Origin of the sequence: Amycolatopsis sp. DG1A-15b, assembly GCF_030285645.1 — a bacterium.
Classification (GTDB): Bacteria; Actinomycetota; Actinomycetes; order Mycobacteriales; family Pseudonocardiaceae; genus Amycolatopsis.
Genome location: NZ_CP127296.1, coordinates 9,981,919 through 10,000,558, shown reverse-complemented (window position 1 = coordinate 10,000,558; position 18,640 = coordinate 9,981,919). Strand labels below are relative to the sequence as shown.

The window sequence follows — 18,640 nt, the reverse complement described above, 5'->3', positions numbered from 1 at the left end:
CCGCGGATCCGGACACCGAACCTACGGCAGTTTCCAGTCCACCGGCGCCGCGCCCTGCTGCTCCAGGAGCTGGTTGGCCCGGCTGAACGGGCGCGACCCGAAGAAGCCGTTGTGCGCCGAGAGCGGGCTGGGGTGCGCGGACTCGATGCACGGCACCTCGCCGAGCATCGGGCGCAGGTTGCGGGCGTTGCGGCCCCACAGGATCGCCACCATCGGCTCCGACCGGGCCGCGAGGGCCTTGATCGCCTGCTCGGTGACCTCTTCCCAGCCCTTGCCCTGGTGCGAATTCGACTTCCCCGGCTGCACGGTGAGGGCCCTGTTGAGCAGCAGCACGCCCTGGTCGGCCCACGGCGTCAGGTCGCCGTTGGACGGCAGCGGGTGGCCGAGGTCTTCGGTGTACTCCTTGTAGATGTTGACCAGGCTCTTCGGGATCGGCCGGACGTCCGGCGCCACCGAGAAGCTCAGGCCCACCGCGTGCCCGGGCGTCGGGTACGGGTCCTGCCCGACGATCAGCACGCGGACGTCGTGGAACGGCTGCTTGAACGCCCGCAGGACGTGCTCACCCGCCGGCAGGTAGGTCCGGCCCGCGGCGATCTCCGCGCGGAGGAACTCCCCCATCGCGGCGACCTGCGGCGCCACCGGTTCGAGGGCTTTCGCCCAGCCTGCCTCGACGATGTCCTGCAGCGGTCGTGCGGTCACGGCCCGCGAGCTTACCGGGCGTGGCCGGCGTCACCCGAGCGGGTCGAGCCGCCGCAGTTCGGCCCGGAACCGCTTCCCGCGTTCGACGTAGGACTCCACCACCATCGCGATGCTCTCCGGCCCGAACGACTTGTTCTCCCGCACCTTCGCGGGGACGCCGAGCGCGATCTCGCCGGTCTTCACGTGTGAGCCGTACGACAGCACCGCGCCCGCGCCGACCATGCCGCCGTCCTCGATCACCGAGCCGTTCAGCACCACCGAGCCGGAGGCGATCAGGCAGCCCGTGCCGATCGTCGCCCCCTCGACGTGCACCGCGTGCCCGATCGCCGACGACGGCCCGAGGATCGTCGGGTGGCGTTCGGTGCAGTGCAGGACGCAGCCGTCCTGGACGTTCGAACGCTCGCCGATCTCGATGTACCCGTGGTCGCCGCGCAGGACCGTCTGCGGCCACACCGACGCGTGCGCGCCGATCCGGACGTCACCGATCACCGTCGCGTCGGGGTGGACGTAGGCGTCCGGGTGGATCGTCGGCTCGAGCGAACCGAGTGCGTAGATCGGCATGCCGCCTCCGGGGTGACCGCGGTTTCACTTCCCGTGCGATTGGATCACGCCATCGCCGCGAACCGGAACGCCAGTACCGGGAGCACCGGGCTCGTGCTCCTGCTCGTCGTGCTGACCTGGCTGTTGAGCCTGCCCGTCGCCTCGCCCGCGCTGGCGAACGGCCTGGCCGGCACCCCGCCGATGGGCTGGAACAGCTGGAACCAGGTCCGCTGCTACGACCTCACCGAGGACGTCGTGAAGCAGGCGGCCGACGCGCTCGCCGGCACCGGCCTGCGTGACGCGGGCTACAAGTACGTCGTCGTCGACGACTGCTGGCAGGCGCCCACCCGGGCCGCCGACGGCGCGTTGCGGGCGGATCCGCGGCGGTTCCCGCACGGCATCGCCGACCTCGCCGACTACGTGCATTCCCGCGGCCTGCTGTTCGGCATCTACGCCGTGCCCGGGAGCCGCACCTGCGCCATGGCGAACGACGCCTACCCCGCCTCCGGCATCGGCTCGCTCGGGCACGAGCGCCAGGACGCCGAGACGTTCGACCGCTGGGGCGTGGACTACCTCAAGTACGACTGGTGCAACGCCGACACCGTCGACGGGCTCGACCGCAAGGCCGCGTTCGAGAAGATGCGCGACGAACTGGCCGCGCTGCCCCGCCCGATCGTCTACGCGATCTCCGAGTACGGCGTCTCCAGCCCGTGGACCTGGGCCCGGCCGGTGGCGAACCTGTGGCGCACCACCTACGACCTGGTCCCGACCTGGGAATCGGTGCTCGCGACGATCGACCAGCAGGCCGGCGTCGCCGCCCACAGCGGCTCGCCCGGCGGCTGGAACGACCCGGACATGCTCCAGGTCGGCAACGGCACGCTGACCGCCGACGAGGCCCGCGCGCACTTCAGCGTCTGGGCCGTGCTGAACGCGCCGCTGTTCGCCGGCACCGACCCGGCGAAGCTGAGCGACAGCGACCTCGCGACGCTGGGCAACGCCGAGGCCATCGCCGTCGACCAGGACTTCGCGGGCAGCCAGGGGCGGCAGCTCGACGCGGGTCCCGGCCACCAGGTGTGGGGAAAACCGTTGAGCGGCGGCGGTTTCGCGGTGGTGCTGCTCAACACCGGCAGCACCACCGCGACCGTCTCCGCTTCGGTTCCCGGCGCGTGGCACGTCCGCGACCTCTGGGCCCACCGGGAAACGAGCACTGCCACCGGCGCCGTTTCCTCGACCCTGCGGCCCCACGCGGCGGCCCTGTTGAAGCTCACCCCGAGGTGAGGTCCTTGCCGAAGCAGCGGCTTTCCGGCTCGTTCTTGTAGATGCCGAAGTGCGGGATCTCGGCGTAGCCGGACGAGGTGTACAGCGCGATGGCCTCGGGCTGCTTGGTCCCGGTTTCCAGGACCGCGCGCTTGCGGCCGCACAGCGCCGCCGTGCGCTCCAGCTCGGACAGGATCATCCGCGCGAACCCGCGGCCGCGGGCGGAATCGGCGACGTACATCCGCTTGAACTCGGCGTCGCCGTCCTGGAAGTCGGGCTCGAGGCCGTCGTGGGCGCGCCACGCCCCGCAGGCGACCGCTTCCTCGCCCTGGTAGCCGACGAGGAACACGCCCTGTGGCGGATCGAAGTCCGCCAGGCTCAGCGGAGTGGCGTCCTCGCTGCCGTAGCGCTCGATGTACACCTGCTGCACCGCGGTCATGAGCTTGGCCGCGTCGGGGTGGTCGTAGGGGACCGGAACGATTCTCACGCTTCCGGAGCCTAGATCAGCGCCAGTGCGTCCATCCGCCTTCTCGGGAAAACGGTTTCCCGTCGACGGTGATCCCGGAGCCGGCCATGGTGACCACGCCGATCGTGCGCCAGCCGTCCGGGAGCTCGGTGAACGGCGGGAAGGTGGCCACCAGGGCGTGGTCCTCGCCGCCGGTGAGGACCCAGTCCAGCGGATCCGCGCCGAGGGCGGCACCGACCTCGGTGAGCCGGGCCGGGATGTCGAGATCGGCGGTGCGGACGTCGATGCCGACGTCGGAGGCCTCGCCGATGTGGCCCAGGTCGGCGAGCAGGCCGTCGGAGACGTCGATCATCGCCGTGGCCCCGGCCAGCGCGGCGCGCGGGCCGGCTTCGTAGGGCGGTTCCGGGCAGCGCTGGGCGTTGACGACGCCGACCGGGGACCGGAAGCCGCGGCCGAGCACGGCCAGGCCGGCCGCGGCCCAGCCGAGCCGCCCGTTCACCGCGAGGACGTCCCCGGGCCGCGCACCCGAGCGCGTCACCGGCTCGCGGTCGCCGAGGTCGCCGAGGGCCGTGACGCTGATCACGAGCTGGTCGGCGCGGACCATGTCGCCGCCGGAGACGCCGATGCCGGCGCGTTCGGCCTCGGCCCACATGCCGTCGGCCAGCCCGGTGACGACTTCGCGCGGGGTGTCGGGCGGGCAGGCGAGCCCGACCAGGACGGTGGTCGGGGTGGCGCCCATGGCGGCGACGTCGGCCAGGTTGACCGCGACGGCCTTGCGCCCGACGTGCTCGGGCGAGGACCAGTCGAGCCGGAAGTGGACGCCCTGGACGAGGACGTCCGTGCTGGCGACCACGCGGCCGTCCGGGGCGGCGACGACGGCGGCGTCGTCGCCGGGCCCGAGCAGCGTGCCCGGGGGCTGGCGCCGTCCTTCGGTGACGGCGCGGATGAGCGCGAACTCCCCGGTCTCGGCGACCGTTCCGTCGTTCGGTGACACCGGTCACCTCTGCTTTCTCTACCGGGACAAAGATCGATCACCGATAGTCGGATGCCCTATGTTTTTCCCTGAGCTGGCGATACGTTGCTGATGACGTTCCTACCTTGAGCTTTCGATCCCGACGAAAGGGCGCGCCGTGGTCCACGCATACATCCTCATCCAGACCGAGGTCGGCAAGGCGGCCGCGGTGGCTGCCGAGATCTCCAGCATCCCGGGTGTGACCAGCTCGGAGGATGTCACCGGACCGTACGACGTCATCGTCCGCGCGGCCGCCGACAACGTCGACCAGCTGGGCCAGCTCGTGGTCGCGAAGGTGCAGAACGTGGAGGGCATCACGCGGACGCTGACCTGCCCGGTCGTGCATCTCTGACCTCGAGGTCCGGGGTCTGGGGGTCGTCCCCCTGCGATGTCACTGTGGTGTAGTGGTCGGCGTGCCTGACTCCGACACCGGTGCGCCGCCCCGAGTGGTGCTCGTCACCGCGGCGGCGCTCGCCGTGGCCTTGGCGGTCGCCGTCGCCGTCTTCGCCCTGACCCGGCCTTCCCCCTCGGACTCCGCGGGGCCGCTGCCGTTGGTCCCCGTGCCGGCGCCCGCCGCGGGGTCGCCGGGCTGCACGACGCTGCTGGGTGCGGTGCCCTCCGAGCTGACTTCCAACGGGACTGCGTTGAAGGTGCGGGCGTTGGCGGCCCCGGCGCCGCCCGCGACGGTCGCCTGGGGCGACGCCGATCCGGTGGTCCTGCGGTGCGGCCTCGGGCGTCCCCCGGAGCTGACGCCGACGGCGCAGCTGCGGCTGGTGAACAAGGTGCAGTGGCTGCAGGTGGCGGGCGAGGGCGCGTCGACGTGGTACGTGGTGGACCGTGAGGTCTACGCGGCGCTGACGGTGCCGGACAGCGCCGGGACCGGGCCGCTGCAGGCCGTTTCGGACACGGTGGCCGCGAAGCTGGCGCCGCAGCCGCTGCGATTCGGTTAGCCTCGGCCGGCTTTGGGCCGGCTTTGGCCGGCTATCAGCCGGCTTTCGGTCAGCGCAGGCCGGTTCCGCGGGCGATCGCCGTCTCGATGAGGGTGGTCAGCAGCGTCGGGTAGTCCATGCCGGTGACCTCCCACATCTTCGGGTAGGCGGACTTCGTCGTGAAGCCCGGCATGGTGTTGACCTCGTTGATGATCAGCTCGTGGTTTTCGGTGACGAAGAAGTCGACGCGGGCCAGGCCCTGGCAGTCGAGCGCCCGGAACGCTTCGACGGCCATCGCGCGGAGCTTCTCGGTGACGGCGTCGTCGAGCTTGGCGGGGATGTCGAGCTCGGCGTCGTCGCCGAGGTACTTGGTTTCGAAGTCGTACCAGGCGTTTTCGTCCTCGGACAGGACGCGGATCTCGGCGGGGAGCGAGGCTTCGACGTGGCCGTCGGGGAATTCGAGGACACCGCACTCGACCTCCCGCCCGACGACGGCGGCCTCGACGAGCACCTTGGGATCGGTGGCCCGGGCGAGCTCGATGGCGGCGTCCAGCTCGTCCCAGCCGGCGACGCGCGAGATGCCCACGGAGGAGCCGGCCCGCGAGGGCTTGACGAAGACGGGGAGGCCCAGCTTGGTTTTTTCCTTTTGGTCCAAACTGGACTGCCCCCGCTTGAGGGCGGAGTAGGTCCCGACCGGAAGCCCTTCGGCGGCGAGCAGCTTCTTGGCGGTTTCCTTGTCCATGGCGGCGGCGCTGGCGAGCACCCCGGGCCCGACGTAGGGGATCCCGGCGAGTTCCAGGAGGCCCTGGATGGTGCCGTCCTCGCCGAAGGCCCCGTGCAGGACGGGGAAGACGACGTCGACGCGGGACAGCAATTCGCTCTCCCGCCCGGCTTCGACGGCAACGAGGCCCTGGCTGGACGGATCCCCGGCGAGAACGAGTCCCTGGCCGCCCTCGACGGACGGGAGTTCACGGCCGCGGATGGCGAGCTGAGCGGAGTCCCCGGAGCCGAGCACCCAGCGGCCGTCCCGGGTGATCCCGACCGGCACGGCCTCGAACCGCTCGGGATCGAGATGGCCGAGGACGCTGCCGGCGGACAGGCACGAGATGGTGTGCTCGCTGCTGCGCCCACCGAACACGACGGCCACCCGGATCTTCTCGCTCATGGTGAGCCACCGTACCCGGTGACCTCGCGGAACAGCCGAGCCCGGTGCGCCGGGCGGACAGCAGCGGGCGGTGAACGCAACCGGTGATGGCTTTGGCACGTCCGGTGTGTCGAGGGGTTGGTGGGTTCGGGCTGGGGCGGATTTGGCGGGCCGGGTTTGCTGGGCCGGGTTCGCCCAGCCGAGTTCGCCGTGTTGGGTTCGCCGTGTTGGGTTCGCCCGGTCACACTCGCCCAGCCGAGTCCGCCGGGCCACGCTCACCGAGCCGTTCACCGAGCCCGGTTCGCCCGGTCACCTTCGCCGAGCCGGTTAGCCAGGCTGGGTTTGCCAGGCCGGGTTTGCCAGGCCACGCTCGCCCAGCCGGGTTCGCCGAGCCAGGTTGACCCAGCCACACTCGCCCGCCGAGTTCGCCGAGCCAAGGTCCGCCCGGCCACACTCGCCCAGCCAGGTCCGCCGAGCCAGTTCACCCCGGATTCGCCCGGCCACACTCGCCCAGCCAAGTCCGCCGGGCCAGTTCACCCCGGATTCGCCCGGCCGCACTCGCCCAGCCTGGTCCGCCAGGCCACGCTCACCGACCCGACTTCACCGAGCCAGATTCGCCGGCCACCCTCGCCGAGCCGGTTAGCCAGACCGGGATCGCCCGACCACAAACGCCGAGCCACCTTCACCCAGCCACACTCGCCCAGCCCCGGATTTGCGAGGCCAGGTGCCCCTCTCGCCCCCGAGCAGAACCCGCCCTCCCAGGGGGAACCACCAACCGAATTGACCATATCGCCCCCCACCAACACCAGAAGCCCCAAAACCCCGGGCCCGACAAGGTTTGTCCCCACCAAGGCCCGCTTGTGGACAACCTCAGCGCAACAGCCCCGCCAACACCGGCAAAGCCGCCACCAAGGCCTCCCGCGAACACCCCGCGTACCCGATCGCCACCCCGTGCGCGGAAGGCGGACCGGCAAAATGCCGCGCCAGCCCGTCCAGCCGGATTCCTCGCCGCTCGGCCGCCGCGATCACCGATGCCTCCACCGCCGCCGAGGAAAACGGCACCACCAGGTGCGCCCCCGCGTCGTCGCCCCGGACCGGAACCCCGGCCGCAGACAACGCCCCCGCCAGCAACGTCCGCCGCTCCGCCATCTCGCGGCGGAGTTTGCGCAGGTGGCGGCCCAGGTCTCCGTTCCGGGCGAACTCGTACAGCACCCGCTGACCCGCCGGAGAAGGCCGCGTTCCCGTCGAATCGCGGTACGCCAGCACCGCCGACGTGATCGCCTCCGGCGCCACCATCCAGCCCGCGCCCAGTGTCGGCGTGAGGATCTTCGACGTCGTCCCCAAATGCGCCACGACGTCCGGTGCCAGCGAAGCCAGCATCGGCAGCGGCGCCACGTCGAACCGCAGCTCGCCGTCATAGTCGTCCTCGATGACCAGCATGCCCGCGGAACGCGCCCGCTCGACCAGCGAGACCCGCCGTGCCGCGCTCAGCCTGCTGCCCATCGGATATTGGTGCGCCGGCGAGCAGTACACCGCCCGCGCATCGTCCGGGAGAGAATCCGGGCGCAACCCCTCGTCGTCCACCGGCACGCCCACCACCCGCATGCCCGCGCGCCGGAACGCCTGCACCGCTCGCTGGTAGCCCGGCTCTTCGACGGCGACGACGTCCCCGCGCTCCAGCACCGCCGCGGCCAGTTCCACCACCGCCGCCGTCGTGCCGCCGGTCGCCAGGACCGATCCCGCCGCGAGACCGCGGTGGCGCAGCAGGTGCTCAGACACCGCCGCGCGGTACTCCGGCAGCCCGGCGCGGTGGGCGCGGACCAGTGGCTCCGGGTCCGCCGCCGCCCGCCAAGCGCGGCGCCAGGCCGCTCGGTCCAGTCCCGCCGCCCACGGCGTTCCCGGCCCGAGGTCCAGCAGCGGGGACGGCGAGACCTCGACCGCCGGGACCGGAGGCGCCGGGACCTCCGAAGCCGAAACCGAAGGCGGCGTCGTCACGTAGGTGCCGGATCCGTGCCGTCCCGCGATCCAGCCCTCGGCGTGCAGCTGCTCGTACGCCGCCGACGTCACCGTGCGGCTGACGCCGAGCCGGCCGGCCAGCGCCCGCGTCGAGGGCAGCCGGTCGCCGCCGCGCAGGTGTCCGCTCGCCGCGGCTTCGCGCAGCGCGTCGGCCAATTGGACGGCCAGCGGTGTCACCGCCGCACGATCCAGACTGACCGGGAGCGCGGTGTCGGTGTGGGACACGGAACCTCCTCGAGTGGACTTCCCAAGTGTACGAGAAGTGGCCGTTTTCCGATGCCACTGAGCCGGGAGACGCTGGTCGCATGTTGTCGACCACGCCCCGCACCACGCTCGGCCGCAAGAAGCACCGCGCCGTGACCGACCGCTCCGCACTGCACGCCGTCCTGGACGAAGGCCTGATCTGCCACCTCGGGATCGTCCGCGACGGCGTGCCGCTGGTCCTCCCGACCGGCTACGGCCGCGACGGCGACACGCTCTACCTCCACGGTTCGACCGGCGCCGCCAGCCTCCGCACCGCGGCGCACGGCCTCGACGTCTGCGTCACGGTGACGCTCCTCGACGGGATCGTCTACTCGCGCTCGGTGAACAACCACTCGATGAACTACCGCAGCGCCGTCATCCTCGGCCAGGCGAAGCCGGTCCTCGACGCCGAAGCGAAGACGCACGGCCTCAAGGTGCTCACCGACCACCTCGCGCCGGGCTCGTGGGCGCACGCGCGGGAGGTCAACGCCAGGGAGTTCGCCGCGGTGTCCGTGCTCGCGCTGGACCTCGCCGAGGCGTCGGTGAAGGTGCGCGCCGAGGGCCCGGACGACGAGCCCGGGGATGTCGAAGCGGACACCGCCTGGGCCGGCGTGCTGCCGGTGCGGACGGTCTTCGGCGCGCCCGAGCCGTCCGAAGACCTCTCCCCCGGCTGGTCGGCGCCGGAGCACGTCACCGCGCGAGCGGCAACCGCACGCTGAAGGTCGTCCGGCCCGGCGCCGAAGCCACCGACACCGTGCCGCCGTGCGCGGCGACCAGGGACTGGACCACCGACAGCCCGAGCCCGGTGCCGCCGTTGCCGCGGGTGCGGGAGTCGTCGACGCGGAAGAACCGGTCGAAGATCCGCTCCTGATCCCCCACGGCGATGCCGGGGCCGGTGTCGGTGACCTGGACGACGGCCTCGCCGCCCGACGCCGTCACCGACACGTGCACCGACGTCCCGGGCGGGGTGTGCACGGCGGCGTTGGCCAGCAGGTTGTCCAGCACCTGCCGCAGCCGCACGGGGTCGGCGTCCACGAACGCCGCCGAAAGCGCCGAAGTCAGCGGGTGGTCCGGCCGGCCGGCGGCGAAGGCGTCCGCCGCGTCCCCGGCCAGCTCGGCCAGGTCGACGCGCTCGGGCCGCAACGGCGTCTCGGCGGCGCGCGCGTCGAGCCGGGCCAGCAGCAGGAGGTCGTCGACGAGCACAGTCATCCGGGCCGTCTCCTCGCGGATCTTCGCCAGGTGCGCCTCGCGCTCCGCCGGCTCGTTCGCCGCGGCGTAGCGGAAGAGGTCGGCGTAGCCGCGGATCGATGTCAGCGGCGTCCGCAGCTCGTGCGAGGCGTCCGCGACGAACCGGCGCAGGCGCTCGTTCGCCTCGGTCTTCGCCGCCAGCGAGGTGTCGATGTGGGCCAGCATCACGTTGAACGCCGTCCGCAGCTCTTCGACTTCGGCGCCGCCGCCGGTGCCTGCCGCGCGCACCGGCAGGTCCGGGTTCGCGGTGAGGTCGTGGGAGGCGATGTCGTGCGCGGTGCCGGCCATGTCGGCCAGCGGGCGCAGGCCGCGGCGCAGCACCAGCCGTCCCACGATCACCAGCACGGCCAGCGCGAGCGCGAACGCGCCGACCTCCACCCCGATCAGCTGGCGGACCGTGCCGTCGAGGTCCTTCTGCGGCGCGGCGGACAGCAGCACCGAGTCGGTGTCGACCGGGCACGCGCGCACCCGGTACGGGCCGTCGTCGCGCAGGTAGACCGTGCGCGTGACGTCGCCGCCCGCCGCCTCGGCGGCGATCTTCGCCAGCTGCTCGGCGTCGCCCGGCAGCCGGCCGCCCGGCTCGGGGACGGCGACCCCGTTCCGGACCTTGTACAGCGCCGAGTACCACGAGTACACCGACTGCGGCGAGCCGTGCGTCTCGCGCAGCAGCGGCAGCTGGGTGTTCTGGCTCTTGGACAGCTGCTCGTCGAGCCGCCGGTCGAGGTAGCCGTGCATGATCCCGACCGTCGTGACGCCGACGGCCGCGAACACCACCAGCGCGAGCGCGCCGAGGCCGAGGGTGATCCGGGTGCCCAGCCGGGTGCGCTGCCAGGCCCCGTACCACCGGCGGAGGACGCCCGTCACCGGTGGACCTGCCGCACGACGTACCCGACGCCGCGCACGGTGTGGATCAGCGGCTCGCCGTCGCCCGCGTCGACCTTGCGCCGCAGGTGCGAAATGACCAGTTCGACCACATTGGACCGGCCGCCGAAGTCGTACTCCCAGACGTGGTCCAGGATCTGCGCCTTGGTCAGCACCGCGGGCGAGCGGCGCATGAGGTAGCGCAGCAGCTCGTACTCCGTCGGTGTCAGCTCGGCGAGCCGCTCGCCGCGGCGGACCTCGCGGGTGTCCTCGTCCAACGTCAGGTCGCCGACCCGCAGCACGGCGCCGCGTGCCTCGGGCTGGTGCGCGAGGCCGGCGCTGCGCCGCAGCACCGCCCGCAGCCGCGCCATCAGCTCCTCGACCGAAAACGGTTTCACGAGGTAGTCGTCACCCCCGCGGGTGAGCCCGGCGATCCGGTCGGCCGTCGCGTCCTTGGCCGTGAGGAAGACCACGGGCACCGCGTTGCCGCCCGCCCGCAGGCGGTCGAGCACGGTGAAGCCGTCGAGGTCGGGCAGCATCAGGTCGAGCACGACGATGTCCGGCCCGAACTCCGCGGCCCGGCTCAGCGCGGCCTGTCCGGTGCCGGCCGTGACCGCCTGCCAGCCCTCGTACCGGGCGACGGTGGCGACGAGGTCGGCGATGTGCGGCTCGTCGTCGACGACGAGCAGGCGCACGGGGTCGGGAGTCTGCACCCCTGCATCCTCTCCCGCGGAGGGCGCGGCGGGCGAGGCGAGGCGGCGGCCGACAGGAAGCCGACAGCCGGCACCCAGACTCGCCACAGGACGGGCGGCAAGGCTGGCCTTCGTGAACCGAACCGAAGGGGGATCCGTGTGAGGACCATGACGCAGACCGCCGAGGCCGCGCGCCCGGCGATCCGCCCCCGGATCGCCGCGAAATCCGGCCTCTTCCTCTTCCTCGGCGCCAACGTGGCCGCCGTCACCGTCCTGTTCGTCCAGGCCGGGGTTTCGCAGAACGTGCTGATCACGATCGGCAGGCTCGCCGGTCTGTACGGCGCGCTGGCGATGGCGTTCCAGCTGCTGCTGGTGGCCCGGCTGCCCTGGCTGGACCGCCGGCTCGGGATGGACCGGCTGACCACCTGGCACCGCTGGACCGGCTTCACGATCCTCTGGACCCTGCTGGCGCACCTGGTGTTCATCACCATGGGCTACGCGGAGGTTTCCAGCAAGGGTGTCGTCGACGAGCTGGTCGAGATGGCCGACACGCTCGAAGGGATCCTGCGGGCGCTGGTCGCCTTCGCGGTGATCCTCATCGTCGGCGCCGCCTCGGCGAAGTTCGCGCGCAAGCGGCTCGCCTACGAGACGTGGCACTTCATCCACCTCTACACCTACGCCGCGGTGCTGCTGGCCTTCACGCACCAGATCGCGCTGGGCCAGTCGTTCGCCGGCTCGGAGCCGGCGAAGGCGTACTGGTGGACGCTCTGGCTCGGCGCCGGCGCGGCCGTGCTCGCCGGGCGCGTCGTGCTGCCGCTGTGGCGGAACCTGCGCCACCAATTGCGCGTCACGGCGGTGGTTTCCGAGTCCCCGGACGTCGTTTCGGTGTACATGTCCGGCAAGCACCTGGACAAGATGCCGGCCAAGGCGGGGCAGTTCTTCCTGTGGCGGTTCCTGACCAAAGACCGTTGGTGGCAGGCCAATCCGTTCTCGCTGTCCGCCGCGCCGGACGGCCGTTCCCTGCGGCTGACCGCGAAGGCGCTCGGCGATTCCAGCGCCGGGCTGCGCAACCTGCGCGTCGGGACCCGCGTGTTCGCCGAAGGGCCGTACGGCGCCTTCACGACGATCCACCAGCAGCGGCCCAACGCGCTGCTCGTGGCGGGCGGTGTCGGGATCACGCCGATCCGCGCGCTGCTGGAGGACATCGAAGGCCACGTCGTCGTGCTGTACCGGGTGCGCAACCAGGCCGACGCGGTGCTGCTGCCGGAGCTGAACGAGCTGGCCAAGGCACGCGGCGCCGTCGTGAGTCTCCTCACCGGACCGGACCAGGCGGTCGGGCCGCGCGGCGTGATGCTCGGGCCGGCGAACCTGCACATGATGGTGCCGGACGTGCACGAGCGGGACGTGTTCGTCTGCGGCCCGCCCGGGATGACTTCCGCCGTGCTGCGCAGCCTGCGCGAGCTGCGCGTGCCGAACGCCCAGGTCCACGCCGAACGCTTCAGCCTCGCGGCCTAGGGGGAAGGTGCTGTGAAGAAGACCATTTTCGTCGTCGCGCTGTCGATAGCCGGGTTCATCTCGGTGTGGCGGTTCGAGCCGGGGCCGGTGCAGAACACCGCCGCCGTCGCCCAGGCACCGCCGACGGTGTCCACACCGGCCACTTCGGCGGCACCGTCCACATCGGCCACACCGCCGTCCTCGTCCACGTCCCCTGCTCCGTCCGCTCCGTCCGCTCCGTCCACTTCGGAGACTCCGTCCACTCGGGACACCAAGAACGAGACGGTGACCACGCAGGGCAGCGCCGAGTCGAGCCGGTACGGCACCGTGCAGGTGCAGGTGACGTTCACCGGCTCGCGGATCGCGGTCATCACCCTGCTGCAGGCCCCGGACAGCGGCCGGTCGCTGACCGCTCTCCCGCGGCTGCAGGCGGAAGCGATCAAGGCGCAGAACGCCGACATCGACACGGTGACCGGTGCCACCGAGACGAGCGAGTCGTACAAGACGTCGCTCCAGGCCGCGATCGACGCGAGAGGAAACCGATGACCACCCGCGTCGAACAGGTGATGGGCCTGCCGATCTCGCTCGACCTGCGTGACGAAGACGACTTCGCCGAAGTCGTCGACGACGTCTTCGCGTGGTTCCGCGAGGTCGACGCCCGGTTCAGCCCGTTCAAGGACGACAGCGAGGTCAGCCGGTACGACCGCGGCGAGCTGGCGGCCGCCGAGCTCAGCGACGACCTCCTGGAGGTGCTGGAGCTCTGCGCGTACTACGAGCAGCTCTCCGGCGGCGCGTTCCGCGCGCGGCTGCCCGGCCGCGGCCTCGACCCGTGCGCGGTCGTCAAGGGCTGGGCGGTGCAGCGCGCGGCCGACATGCTGAAGGCCGAGGGCGCGACGACGTTCTGCCTGAACGCCGGCGGCGACGTCGTCACCGCGGGCGAGCCGCAACCGGGCCGTCCGTGGCGGGTCGGGGTGCGCCACCCCGAGCAGCCCCTGGCGGTGTGCGCGGTCCTGGAGTCGCGCAACGGCGCGATCGCGACATCGGCGGCTTACGAGCGCGGCTCCCACATCCTCGACGGCCGCTCCGGCGCCCCGGCGACGGGCCTGATGAGCGTCACCGTGGTGGCCGGCGACCTGGTGACGGCGGACGCGCTGGCCACGGCGGCGTTCGCGATGGGCACCGAGGGCATCACCTGGGCGGCCGACCGCCCGGACTGCGAGATCCTCATCGTCGACGCGGACCGTCAGGTGCACCGGACGTCGGGGCTGGCGCTGGCGTCGTAATCGGTTCGCCTTCCCGGCGGGGCCGCGCCAGACTCGGCGGCACCCGACTTCGAGGAGTGCCATGCCGTCGTCCGTGCTGAACGTGTCCGTCGACTGCGCCGACCCGTACACGCTGTGCGAGTTCTGGAGCGAAGTCACCGGGAAACCGATCCCGGAAGAAGACCAGCCGGGTAACGACGAGGTCGGCTTCCAGCTGAACGACGACACGGCGTTGCTCTTCCTGCGCGTCCCGGAGCCGAAGACGGTGAAGAACCGCCTGCACCTCTGCCTGCAGCCGGACATCCCGCGCGACGAGGAGGTCTCGCGGCTCCTCGGCCTCGGCGCAACCCTGGTGAACGACCTGCGCAACCCGGACGGCACGGGCTGGGCGGTGCTCGCCGACCCGGAGGGCAACGAGTTCTGCGTGCTGAGGAGCGCCGCCGAGCGCGCGAAGACGTCCTGACGGACGCACCGCGCCGGCGGGCCGTGAGCGGCTGAATAGGGTGGCGGCATGGTCCGTCCCCTGATCGCCGTCGCCACGCTGGGCGGCACCATCTCGATGGCCCCGGTCGACGGCGGTGGCGGCGCCGTTCCGCGGTTCGGTGCCGCCGAGCTGCTCGGCGGGCTCGGCGACCTGCCGATGGACGTCCTGGCGGAAACCCTCGCCGGGATCGGCAGTGCGTCGCTCGACTTCGCGACCCTGCTGCGGTGCCGCGAATGGGGCCTGCGCCAGGACGCCGACGGGTTCGTCGTCGTCCAGGGCACCGACACGCTCGAGGAAACCGCGTACTTCCTGGACCTGCACTGGCCGTCGGACGTCCCGGTGGTGGTCACCGGGGCGATGCGCAACGCCGGCCTGTTCAGCCCGGACGGCCCGGCGAACCTGCGCAACGCGCTCACCGTCGCGGCCGATCCGCGCAGCCGCGGCCGGGGCGTGCTCGTCACGCTCAACGACGACGTCCACGCGGCGCGCTGGGTGCGGAAGGCGCATTCGAGCCACCTCGAGGCCTTCTCGTCGGCGCCGGCGGGGCCGCTGGGCATGGTCGTCGAGGACGCCGTGCACTACTTCCACCCGTCGCCGCCCCGGCCGCCTTCCCTCGAGGGTGCCGACTTCGGCGGCCTGGTCCCGGTGGTGGAAGCCGGTCTCGACGACTCGGGAGCGGTGCTGGCGCACGTGGCTTCCCAGCCGGGCGTGCGCGGGGTGGTGATCGCCGCGGCGGGCGTGGGGCACGTCTCGTCCGGCACGGCCGAGGTGATCGCGCGGCTGGTGCCGTCGCTGCCGGTGGTCGTCGCTTCGCGGACCGGCGCGGGCCCGACGCTGCGGGCGACGTACGGCTTCCACGGCTCGGAGTCCAGCCTGATCGCGATGGGCGCGACGATGGCGGGCTGGCTGGACGCGCGGAAATCCCGGATCCTGCTGCACGCGCTGCTGGCGTCCGGGGCGGACCGCGAGGGGATCGAGCGCGGGTTCCGCCTGCGCGGCGACCTGGACTGAGGGGCTCAGTCCGGGATCGGGCCGTCCACCGGGTCGAGGTGGTACGGGCGCATCGCACGGCCCGCGTCGCGGTAGACGTGGACGGAGATCGCCGGGTCCGGGCCGTCGTTGCGGACTTCGTGCACGTACCCGGGCCCGAACACCCGCGACTGCCCCGCGGACAGGGCGTGCAGCTCGGTGACCGCGCGGCCGTCCGGCGCGCGGCGCGCCACGGCCTCGGTCAGGTGGCCGCCGACCACGGTGAACGCGCCGCTGGCGAACGCGTGGTCGTGCAGGTCGGTGCGCTGGCCGGGCAGCCAGCTCATCAGCCACACCTCCTGCTGCTCGTCCTTCGACACGAGCGTCGCGAAGCGCTCGTCGGGGTCGTAGCGCAGCAGGTGGCGCCAGCGGTCGCGGTCGGCGGCGACCTCGAGGGCGACGCGCACGGGGTGGCGCAGCGCGGGGTTTTCGGGTCGCAGCAGGGTGTTGTCCGGAACGGCGAACATGCGGGTCCTCACGGGAAGAAAAGGGTGTCGAGCTGGGCCGGGGCTGGGTTCACCGACAACAGCGACACGCGCGCACGCTCGAGCGGAGGCCGATGCGGCCCCACGACCCGGACATGGCGTGCGCGAACATGCGACCAGAGTCCCAGCCGCTTCCCGCCCGGTCAAGACGTCTCACCTGCCGGGAGATCACGACCACTCGTGCTTCTGGGACCGCCCCAGCAGCTCCGCGCCGGCCTGGCGGGGGTCGACGCCCTCGTGGCAGACGCGGTGCATGGCGTCGGTGATCGGCATGTCGACGCCGACGCTCTGGGCCAGCGCGCGGATCGACGAGCACGACATGACGCCCTCGGCGACCTGCCCGCCGGCCGCCGCCTGCGCCTGTTCGAGCGTCTCGCCGCGGCCGAGGCGTTCGCCGAAGGTGCGGTTGCGCGACAGCGGCGACGAGCAGGTGGCGACCAGGTCGCCGACGCCGGCGAGCCCGGCGAAGGTGAGCGGGTCGGCGCCCAGTTTCGCGCCGAGCCGGGCCATCTCGGCCAGCCCGCGCGTGATGAGCGTCGCCATCGTGTTGGTGCCGAGGCCCAGCCCCGCGGCCATCCCGGTGCTGAGCGCGATCACGTTCTTGCAGGCGCCGCCGAGCTCGCAGCCGACGACGTCGGTGTTCGTGTACGGGCGGAAGTAGGAGTTGGCGCAGGCGCGCTGGATCGCGACGGCGCGTTCGTGGTCGGCGCAGGCCAGCACGGAGGCGGACGGCTGCCCGGCGGCGATCTCCTTGGCGAGGTTCGGCCCGGTGACGACGACGACCTCGGCGGCGGTGACGTTGACGATTTCGCCGATCACCTCGCTCATCCGCTTCAGCGTGCCGAGTTCGACGCCCTTGGCGAGGCTGACGAGGATCGCGTCGCGCGGCAGCAGGTCGCGCCACGCCGTCAGGTTCGCCCGCAGGCTCTGGCTGGGCACGGCGAGGACGACGGCTTCGGCGTCGTCCAGGGCCTTCGCCGGGTCGCTGGTGGCGGTGATGTTCCCGGGCAGGGCCACGCCGGGCAGGTAGGCGCTGTTGGTGTGCCGTTCCCGGATGTCCTCGGCGACCTGTTCACGGCGCGCCCACATCGTGACGTCCCGGCCGGCGTCGCCGAGCACCTTGGCGAAGGCGGTACCCCAGGAGCCGGCCCCGAGCACGGTGACCCGCTGCACGTCGGCGCGCATCAGGCGGGATCCCCCGGCTTCGCCGAGGGCGGTTCCTCGTGCCGGATCTCGGCGAGGAGCCGGGTCACCTCGTCCATCATGACCTTGGTGACTTCGCGCAGCTTCGTCGCGCTGCGGGTGTTGCCGCCGCGGTAGGCGGACAGGTCGATCGGGTCGCCGACGTAGTGGGTGATCGTCTTGCGCGGGAACGGCGTGAACTTCTTCGTGTAGCCGTTGAAGATCTGGCTGGTGCCCCACCGGGCGACGGGGATGATGGGAACGTCGTTCTGCAAGGCGAGCCGCGCGGCGCCGGTGAAGGACTCCTTCGGCCAGCCGGCGGGATCCTTGGTGATGGTGCCTTCGGGGTAGATGACGACGACCTTGCCCTGTTCGAGGGCTTCGTGGGCGGCCTTGAGACTGTCCCCGGCGGCGGCCGACCCCCGCGAGACGGGGATCTGCCCCGACCCGGAGACGATCGGGCCGAGGATCGGCGCGCGCGTCAGGCTCTCCTTGAAGAGGAATCGCGGGACGCGCTTCTGCCGGTGCACGAAGACGGCGTCGACGGCGGGGTCGAAGTGCGAGATGTGGTTCATGACGAGCAGGGCGGGCCCCTGCCGCGGGATCTTTTCGGCCCCGACGTAGACCCGCCGCCCGATGGCGGTGAGCGGGTAGAACAGTACGGCGGCGAGCCCCACCCAGAAGCCGCCCTTCTCACGCCGGGCCACGATCTCCTCCTCCACACGTCACGTCCGGGGCTTGATCCTGCCGCGCCGGGCTCCGGCCGGTCCAGGGAGGGTGGCTTCAGCGGCGGTGGCGGGGGTCGTGACCAGGCCGGGGGCCGCCCGCCCCACGCAGCCCGCCCCGAACCTGTCCACAACACCCGTCACCTGTGGACAACCCGCCCCGGCCACCACCGGCCGCCTCGGCTTTCGGGTAAAAATGGACACGTGGACGTCGATCTGGTCGTGCCGATGAAACACCCCCGCGACGGCAAGTCGCGGCTGCGTGGTGCCGTCGAGGTGGAGCGCCACGCCGGGCTGGTCATGGCGTTCGCCGCCGACACGCTCGCCGCCGTGGCCTCGAGTGCGCGGGTCAGGCGCGTCCTGCTCGTCGCCGCCGATCCCGAAGCCGTTGCCGAACTGGGCGAACTCGGCGTCGAGATCGTCGCCGAACCCGCCGAAAAGTCCCTCAACGCCGCTTTCCGTCACGGCGAAGCCCTGCTCAAAGCCGACGATCCGGACGCCGTCGTCGGTGCCCTCCAAGCCGACCTCCCCGCCCTGCGCGCCGTCGATCTCACCGCCGCCATCGCCGAGGCCGCCGGCACCCGGGCCTTCGTCGCCGATCGCCAGGGCACCGGCACCACCCTGCTGCTGGCCGCCCCCGGCGAGCCCCTCGATCCCCGCTTCGGGCCCGGCTCGGCGCGGCTGCACGCCGCGTCCGGGGCGATCGCCCTGTCCCGGCCGCTGCCGACCCTGCGCAGCGACGTCGACACCCCGGATGATCTCGCCCACGTCCGCGCCCTCGGTGTCGGAAAACACACCGCCGCCCGCCTCGGCGAACCGCGCTGAGCTGTTCATCCGACCTTCACCGAGGCCTGCGCAATTCCGCGTGACGT

The 18,640-nt window shown here is 72.3% G+C and carries 21 protein-coding genes; 10 read left to right on the top strand and 11 right to left on the bottom strand.

Going from position 1 to position 18,640, the window contains the following annotated elements:
* Positions 1-21 precede the first annotated feature (21 nt).
* Together QRY02_RS46500 and QRY02_RS46495 are read right to left on the bottom strand one after the other, a co-directional pair.
* On the bottom strand, positions 22-699 hold the full coding sequence (locus tag QRY02_RS46500) for a uracil-DNA glycosylase (protein ID WP_285989056.1): 678 nt from the start codon (positions 697-699) through the stop codon (positions 22-24).
* 30 nt (positions 700-729) lie between these two features.
* Positions 730-1,260: a gamma carbonic anhydrase family protein gene (locus QRY02_RS46495; RefSeq protein WP_285989055.1), complete on the bottom strand. Its 531-nt coding sequence runs from the start codon at positions 1,258-1,260 to the stop codon at positions 730-732.
* A 33-nt stretch (positions 1,261-1,293) separates the two neighbouring features.
* On the opposite strand from QRY02_RS46495, the gene QRY02_RS46490 reads away from it, so the two are divergent.
* Positions 1,294-2,517, top strand: coding sequence for a glycoside hydrolase family 27 protein (locus tag QRY02_RS46490; RefSeq protein ID WP_285989054.1), 1,224 nt, complete (start codon positions 1,294-1,296; stop codon positions 2,515-2,517).
* Here QRY02_RS46490 and QRY02_RS46485 read toward each other — a convergent pair.
* Together QRY02_RS46485 and QRY02_RS46480 are read right to left on the bottom strand one after the other, a co-directional pair.
* Positions 2,504-2,983, bottom strand: coding sequence for a GNAT family N-acetyltransferase (locus QRY02_RS46485; RefSeq protein ID WP_285989053.1), 480 nt, complete (start codon positions 2,981-2,983; stop codon positions 2,504-2,506). The genes QRY02_RS46490 and QRY02_RS46485 overlap by 14 nt on opposite strands.
* Positions 2,984-2,999: 16 nt before the next feature.
* Positions 3,000-3,956 (bottom strand): thiamine-phosphate kinase, encoded by a 957-nt coding sequence (locus tag QRY02_RS46480; protein WP_285989052.1) that lies wholly within the window; start codon positions 3,954-3,956, stop codon positions 3,000-3,002.
* A gap of 136 nt (positions 3,957-4,092) precedes the next feature.
* Here QRY02_RS46480 and QRY02_RS46475 point away from each other — a divergent pair, with 136 nt between their 5' ends.
* Together QRY02_RS46475 and QRY02_RS46470 are read left to right on the top strand one after the other, a co-directional pair.
* Positions 4,093-4,326, top strand: a complete 234-nt coding sequence (locus tag QRY02_RS46475; RefSeq protein WP_003091994.1) for an Lrp/AsnC family transcriptional regulator — start codon at positions 4,093-4,095, stop codon at positions 4,324-4,326.
* A 61-nt stretch (positions 4,327-4,387) separates the two neighbouring features.
* Entirely contained in the window at positions 4,388-4,924 is a 537-nt protein-coding gene (locus tag QRY02_RS46470; protein ID WP_285989051.1) for a DUF3515 domain-containing protein, read from the top strand.
* Positions 4,925-4,973: 49 nt separating this feature from the next.
* Here QRY02_RS46470 and QRY02_RS46465 read toward each other — a convergent pair whose 3' ends face one another.
* Together QRY02_RS46465 and pdxR are read right to left on the bottom strand one after the other, a co-directional pair.
* The gene (locus QRY02_RS46465; protein ID WP_285989050.1) at positions 4,974-6,068 is read right to left on the bottom strand and encodes a D-alanine--D-alanine ligase family protein; all 1,095 of its coding nucleotides are present in this window, start codon (positions 6,066-6,068) and stop codon (positions 4,974-4,976) included.
* 849 nt (positions 6,069-6,917) lie between these two features.
* Complete coding sequence (pdxR, locus tag QRY02_RS46460; RefSeq protein WP_285989049.1) at positions 6,918-8,288, bottom strand: MocR-like pyridoxine biosynthesis transcription factor PdxR; 1,371 nt, start codon at positions 8,286-8,288, stop codon at positions 6,918-6,920.
* Between the two features lie 80 nt (positions 8,289-8,368).
* On the opposite strand from pdxR, the gene QRY02_RS46455 reads away from it, so the two are divergent.
* A complete protein-coding gene (locus QRY02_RS46455; RefSeq protein ID WP_285989048.1) occupies positions 8,369-9,025 on the top strand; it encodes a pyridoxamine 5'-phosphate oxidase family protein in 657 nt (218 codons plus the stop codon).
* On the opposite strand, the gene QRY02_RS46450 is transcribed toward QRY02_RS46455, so the two are convergent.
* Together QRY02_RS46450 and QRY02_RS46445 are read right to left on the bottom strand one after the other, a co-directional pair.
* Positions 8,997-10,418, bottom strand: coding sequence for a sensor histidine kinase (locus tag QRY02_RS46450; RefSeq protein WP_285989047.1), 1,422 nt, complete (start codon positions 10,416-10,418; stop codon positions 8,997-8,999). The two genes, QRY02_RS46455 and QRY02_RS46450, sit on opposite strands and share 29 nt — an antisense overlap.
* Positions 10,415-11,128 carry a response regulator transcription factor gene (locus QRY02_RS46445; protein ID WP_285989046.1) on the bottom strand — a complete coding sequence of 238 codons (714 nt, stop codon included), beginning with the start codon at positions 11,126-11,128 and terminating at the stop codon, positions 10,415-10,417. The genes QRY02_RS46450 and QRY02_RS46445 overlap by 4 nt, the downstream gene beginning before the upstream one ends.
* A gap of 147 nt (positions 11,129-11,275) precedes the next feature.
* Between QRY02_RS46445 and QRY02_RS46440 the strand changes: the two genes are divergently transcribed.
* From QRY02_RS46440 to QRY02_RS46420, 5 genes are all read left to right on the top strand, one after another.
* Positions 11,276-12,622 carry a ferredoxin reductase family protein gene (locus QRY02_RS46440; RefSeq protein ID WP_285989045.1) on the top strand — a complete coding sequence of 449 codons (1,347 nt, stop codon included), beginning with the start codon at positions 11,276-11,278 and terminating at the stop codon, positions 12,620-12,622.
* A 12-nt stretch (positions 12,623-12,634) separates the two neighbouring features.
* On the top strand, positions 12,635-13,147 hold the full coding sequence (locus QRY02_RS46435; RefSeq protein ID WP_285989044.1) for an FMN-binding protein: 513 nt from the start codon (positions 12,635-12,637) through the stop codon (positions 13,145-13,147).
* Entirely contained in the window at positions 13,144-13,884 is a 741-nt protein-coding gene (locus tag QRY02_RS46430) for an FAD:protein FMN transferase (protein ID WP_285989043.1), read from the top strand. Before QRY02_RS46435 ends, QRY02_RS46430 begins: the two co-directional genes overlap by 4 nt.
* 61 nt (positions 13,885-13,945) lie before the next feature.
* Entirely contained in the window at positions 13,946-14,326 is a 381-nt protein-coding gene (locus QRY02_RS46425; RefSeq protein WP_285989042.1) for a VOC family protein, read from the top strand.
* A 48-nt stretch (positions 14,327-14,374) separates the two neighbouring features.
* Positions 14,375-15,358, top strand: coding sequence for an asparaginase (locus QRY02_RS46420; RefSeq protein ID WP_285989041.1), 984 nt, complete (start codon positions 14,375-14,377; stop codon positions 15,356-15,358).
* Between the two features lie 5 nt (positions 15,359-15,363).
* Here QRY02_RS46420 and QRY02_RS46415 read toward each other — a convergent pair whose 3' ends face one another.
* The 3 genes from QRY02_RS46415 to QRY02_RS46405 all read right to left on the bottom strand — a co-directional run bounded on the left by QRY02_RS46415 (position 15,364) and on the right by QRY02_RS46405 (position 17,765).
* Positions 15,364-15,843: a cysteine dioxygenase gene (locus tag QRY02_RS46415; RefSeq protein WP_285994105.1), complete on the bottom strand. Its 480-nt coding sequence runs from the start codon at positions 15,841-15,843 to the stop codon at positions 15,364-15,366.
* A gap of 186 nt (positions 15,844-16,029) precedes the next feature.
* Positions 16,030-17,046: an NAD(P)H-dependent glycerol-3-phosphate dehydrogenase gene (locus QRY02_RS46410; protein WP_285989040.1), complete on the bottom strand. Its 1,017-nt coding sequence runs from the start codon at positions 17,044-17,046 to the stop codon at positions 16,030-16,032.
* Entirely contained in the window at positions 17,046-17,765 is a 720-nt protein-coding gene (locus QRY02_RS46405; protein WP_285989039.1) for a lysophospholipid acyltransferase family protein, read from the bottom strand. The genes QRY02_RS46410 and QRY02_RS46405 overlap by 1 nt, the downstream gene beginning before the upstream one ends.
* Before the next feature lie 207 nt (positions 17,766-17,972).
* On the opposite strand from QRY02_RS46405, the gene cofC reads away from it, so the two are divergent.
* Entirely contained in the window at positions 17,973-18,593 is a 621-nt protein-coding gene (gene cofC, locus QRY02_RS46400) for a 2-phospho-L-lactate guanylyltransferase (protein WP_285989038.1), read from the top strand.
* Positions 18,594-18,640: the final 47 nt, after the last annotated feature.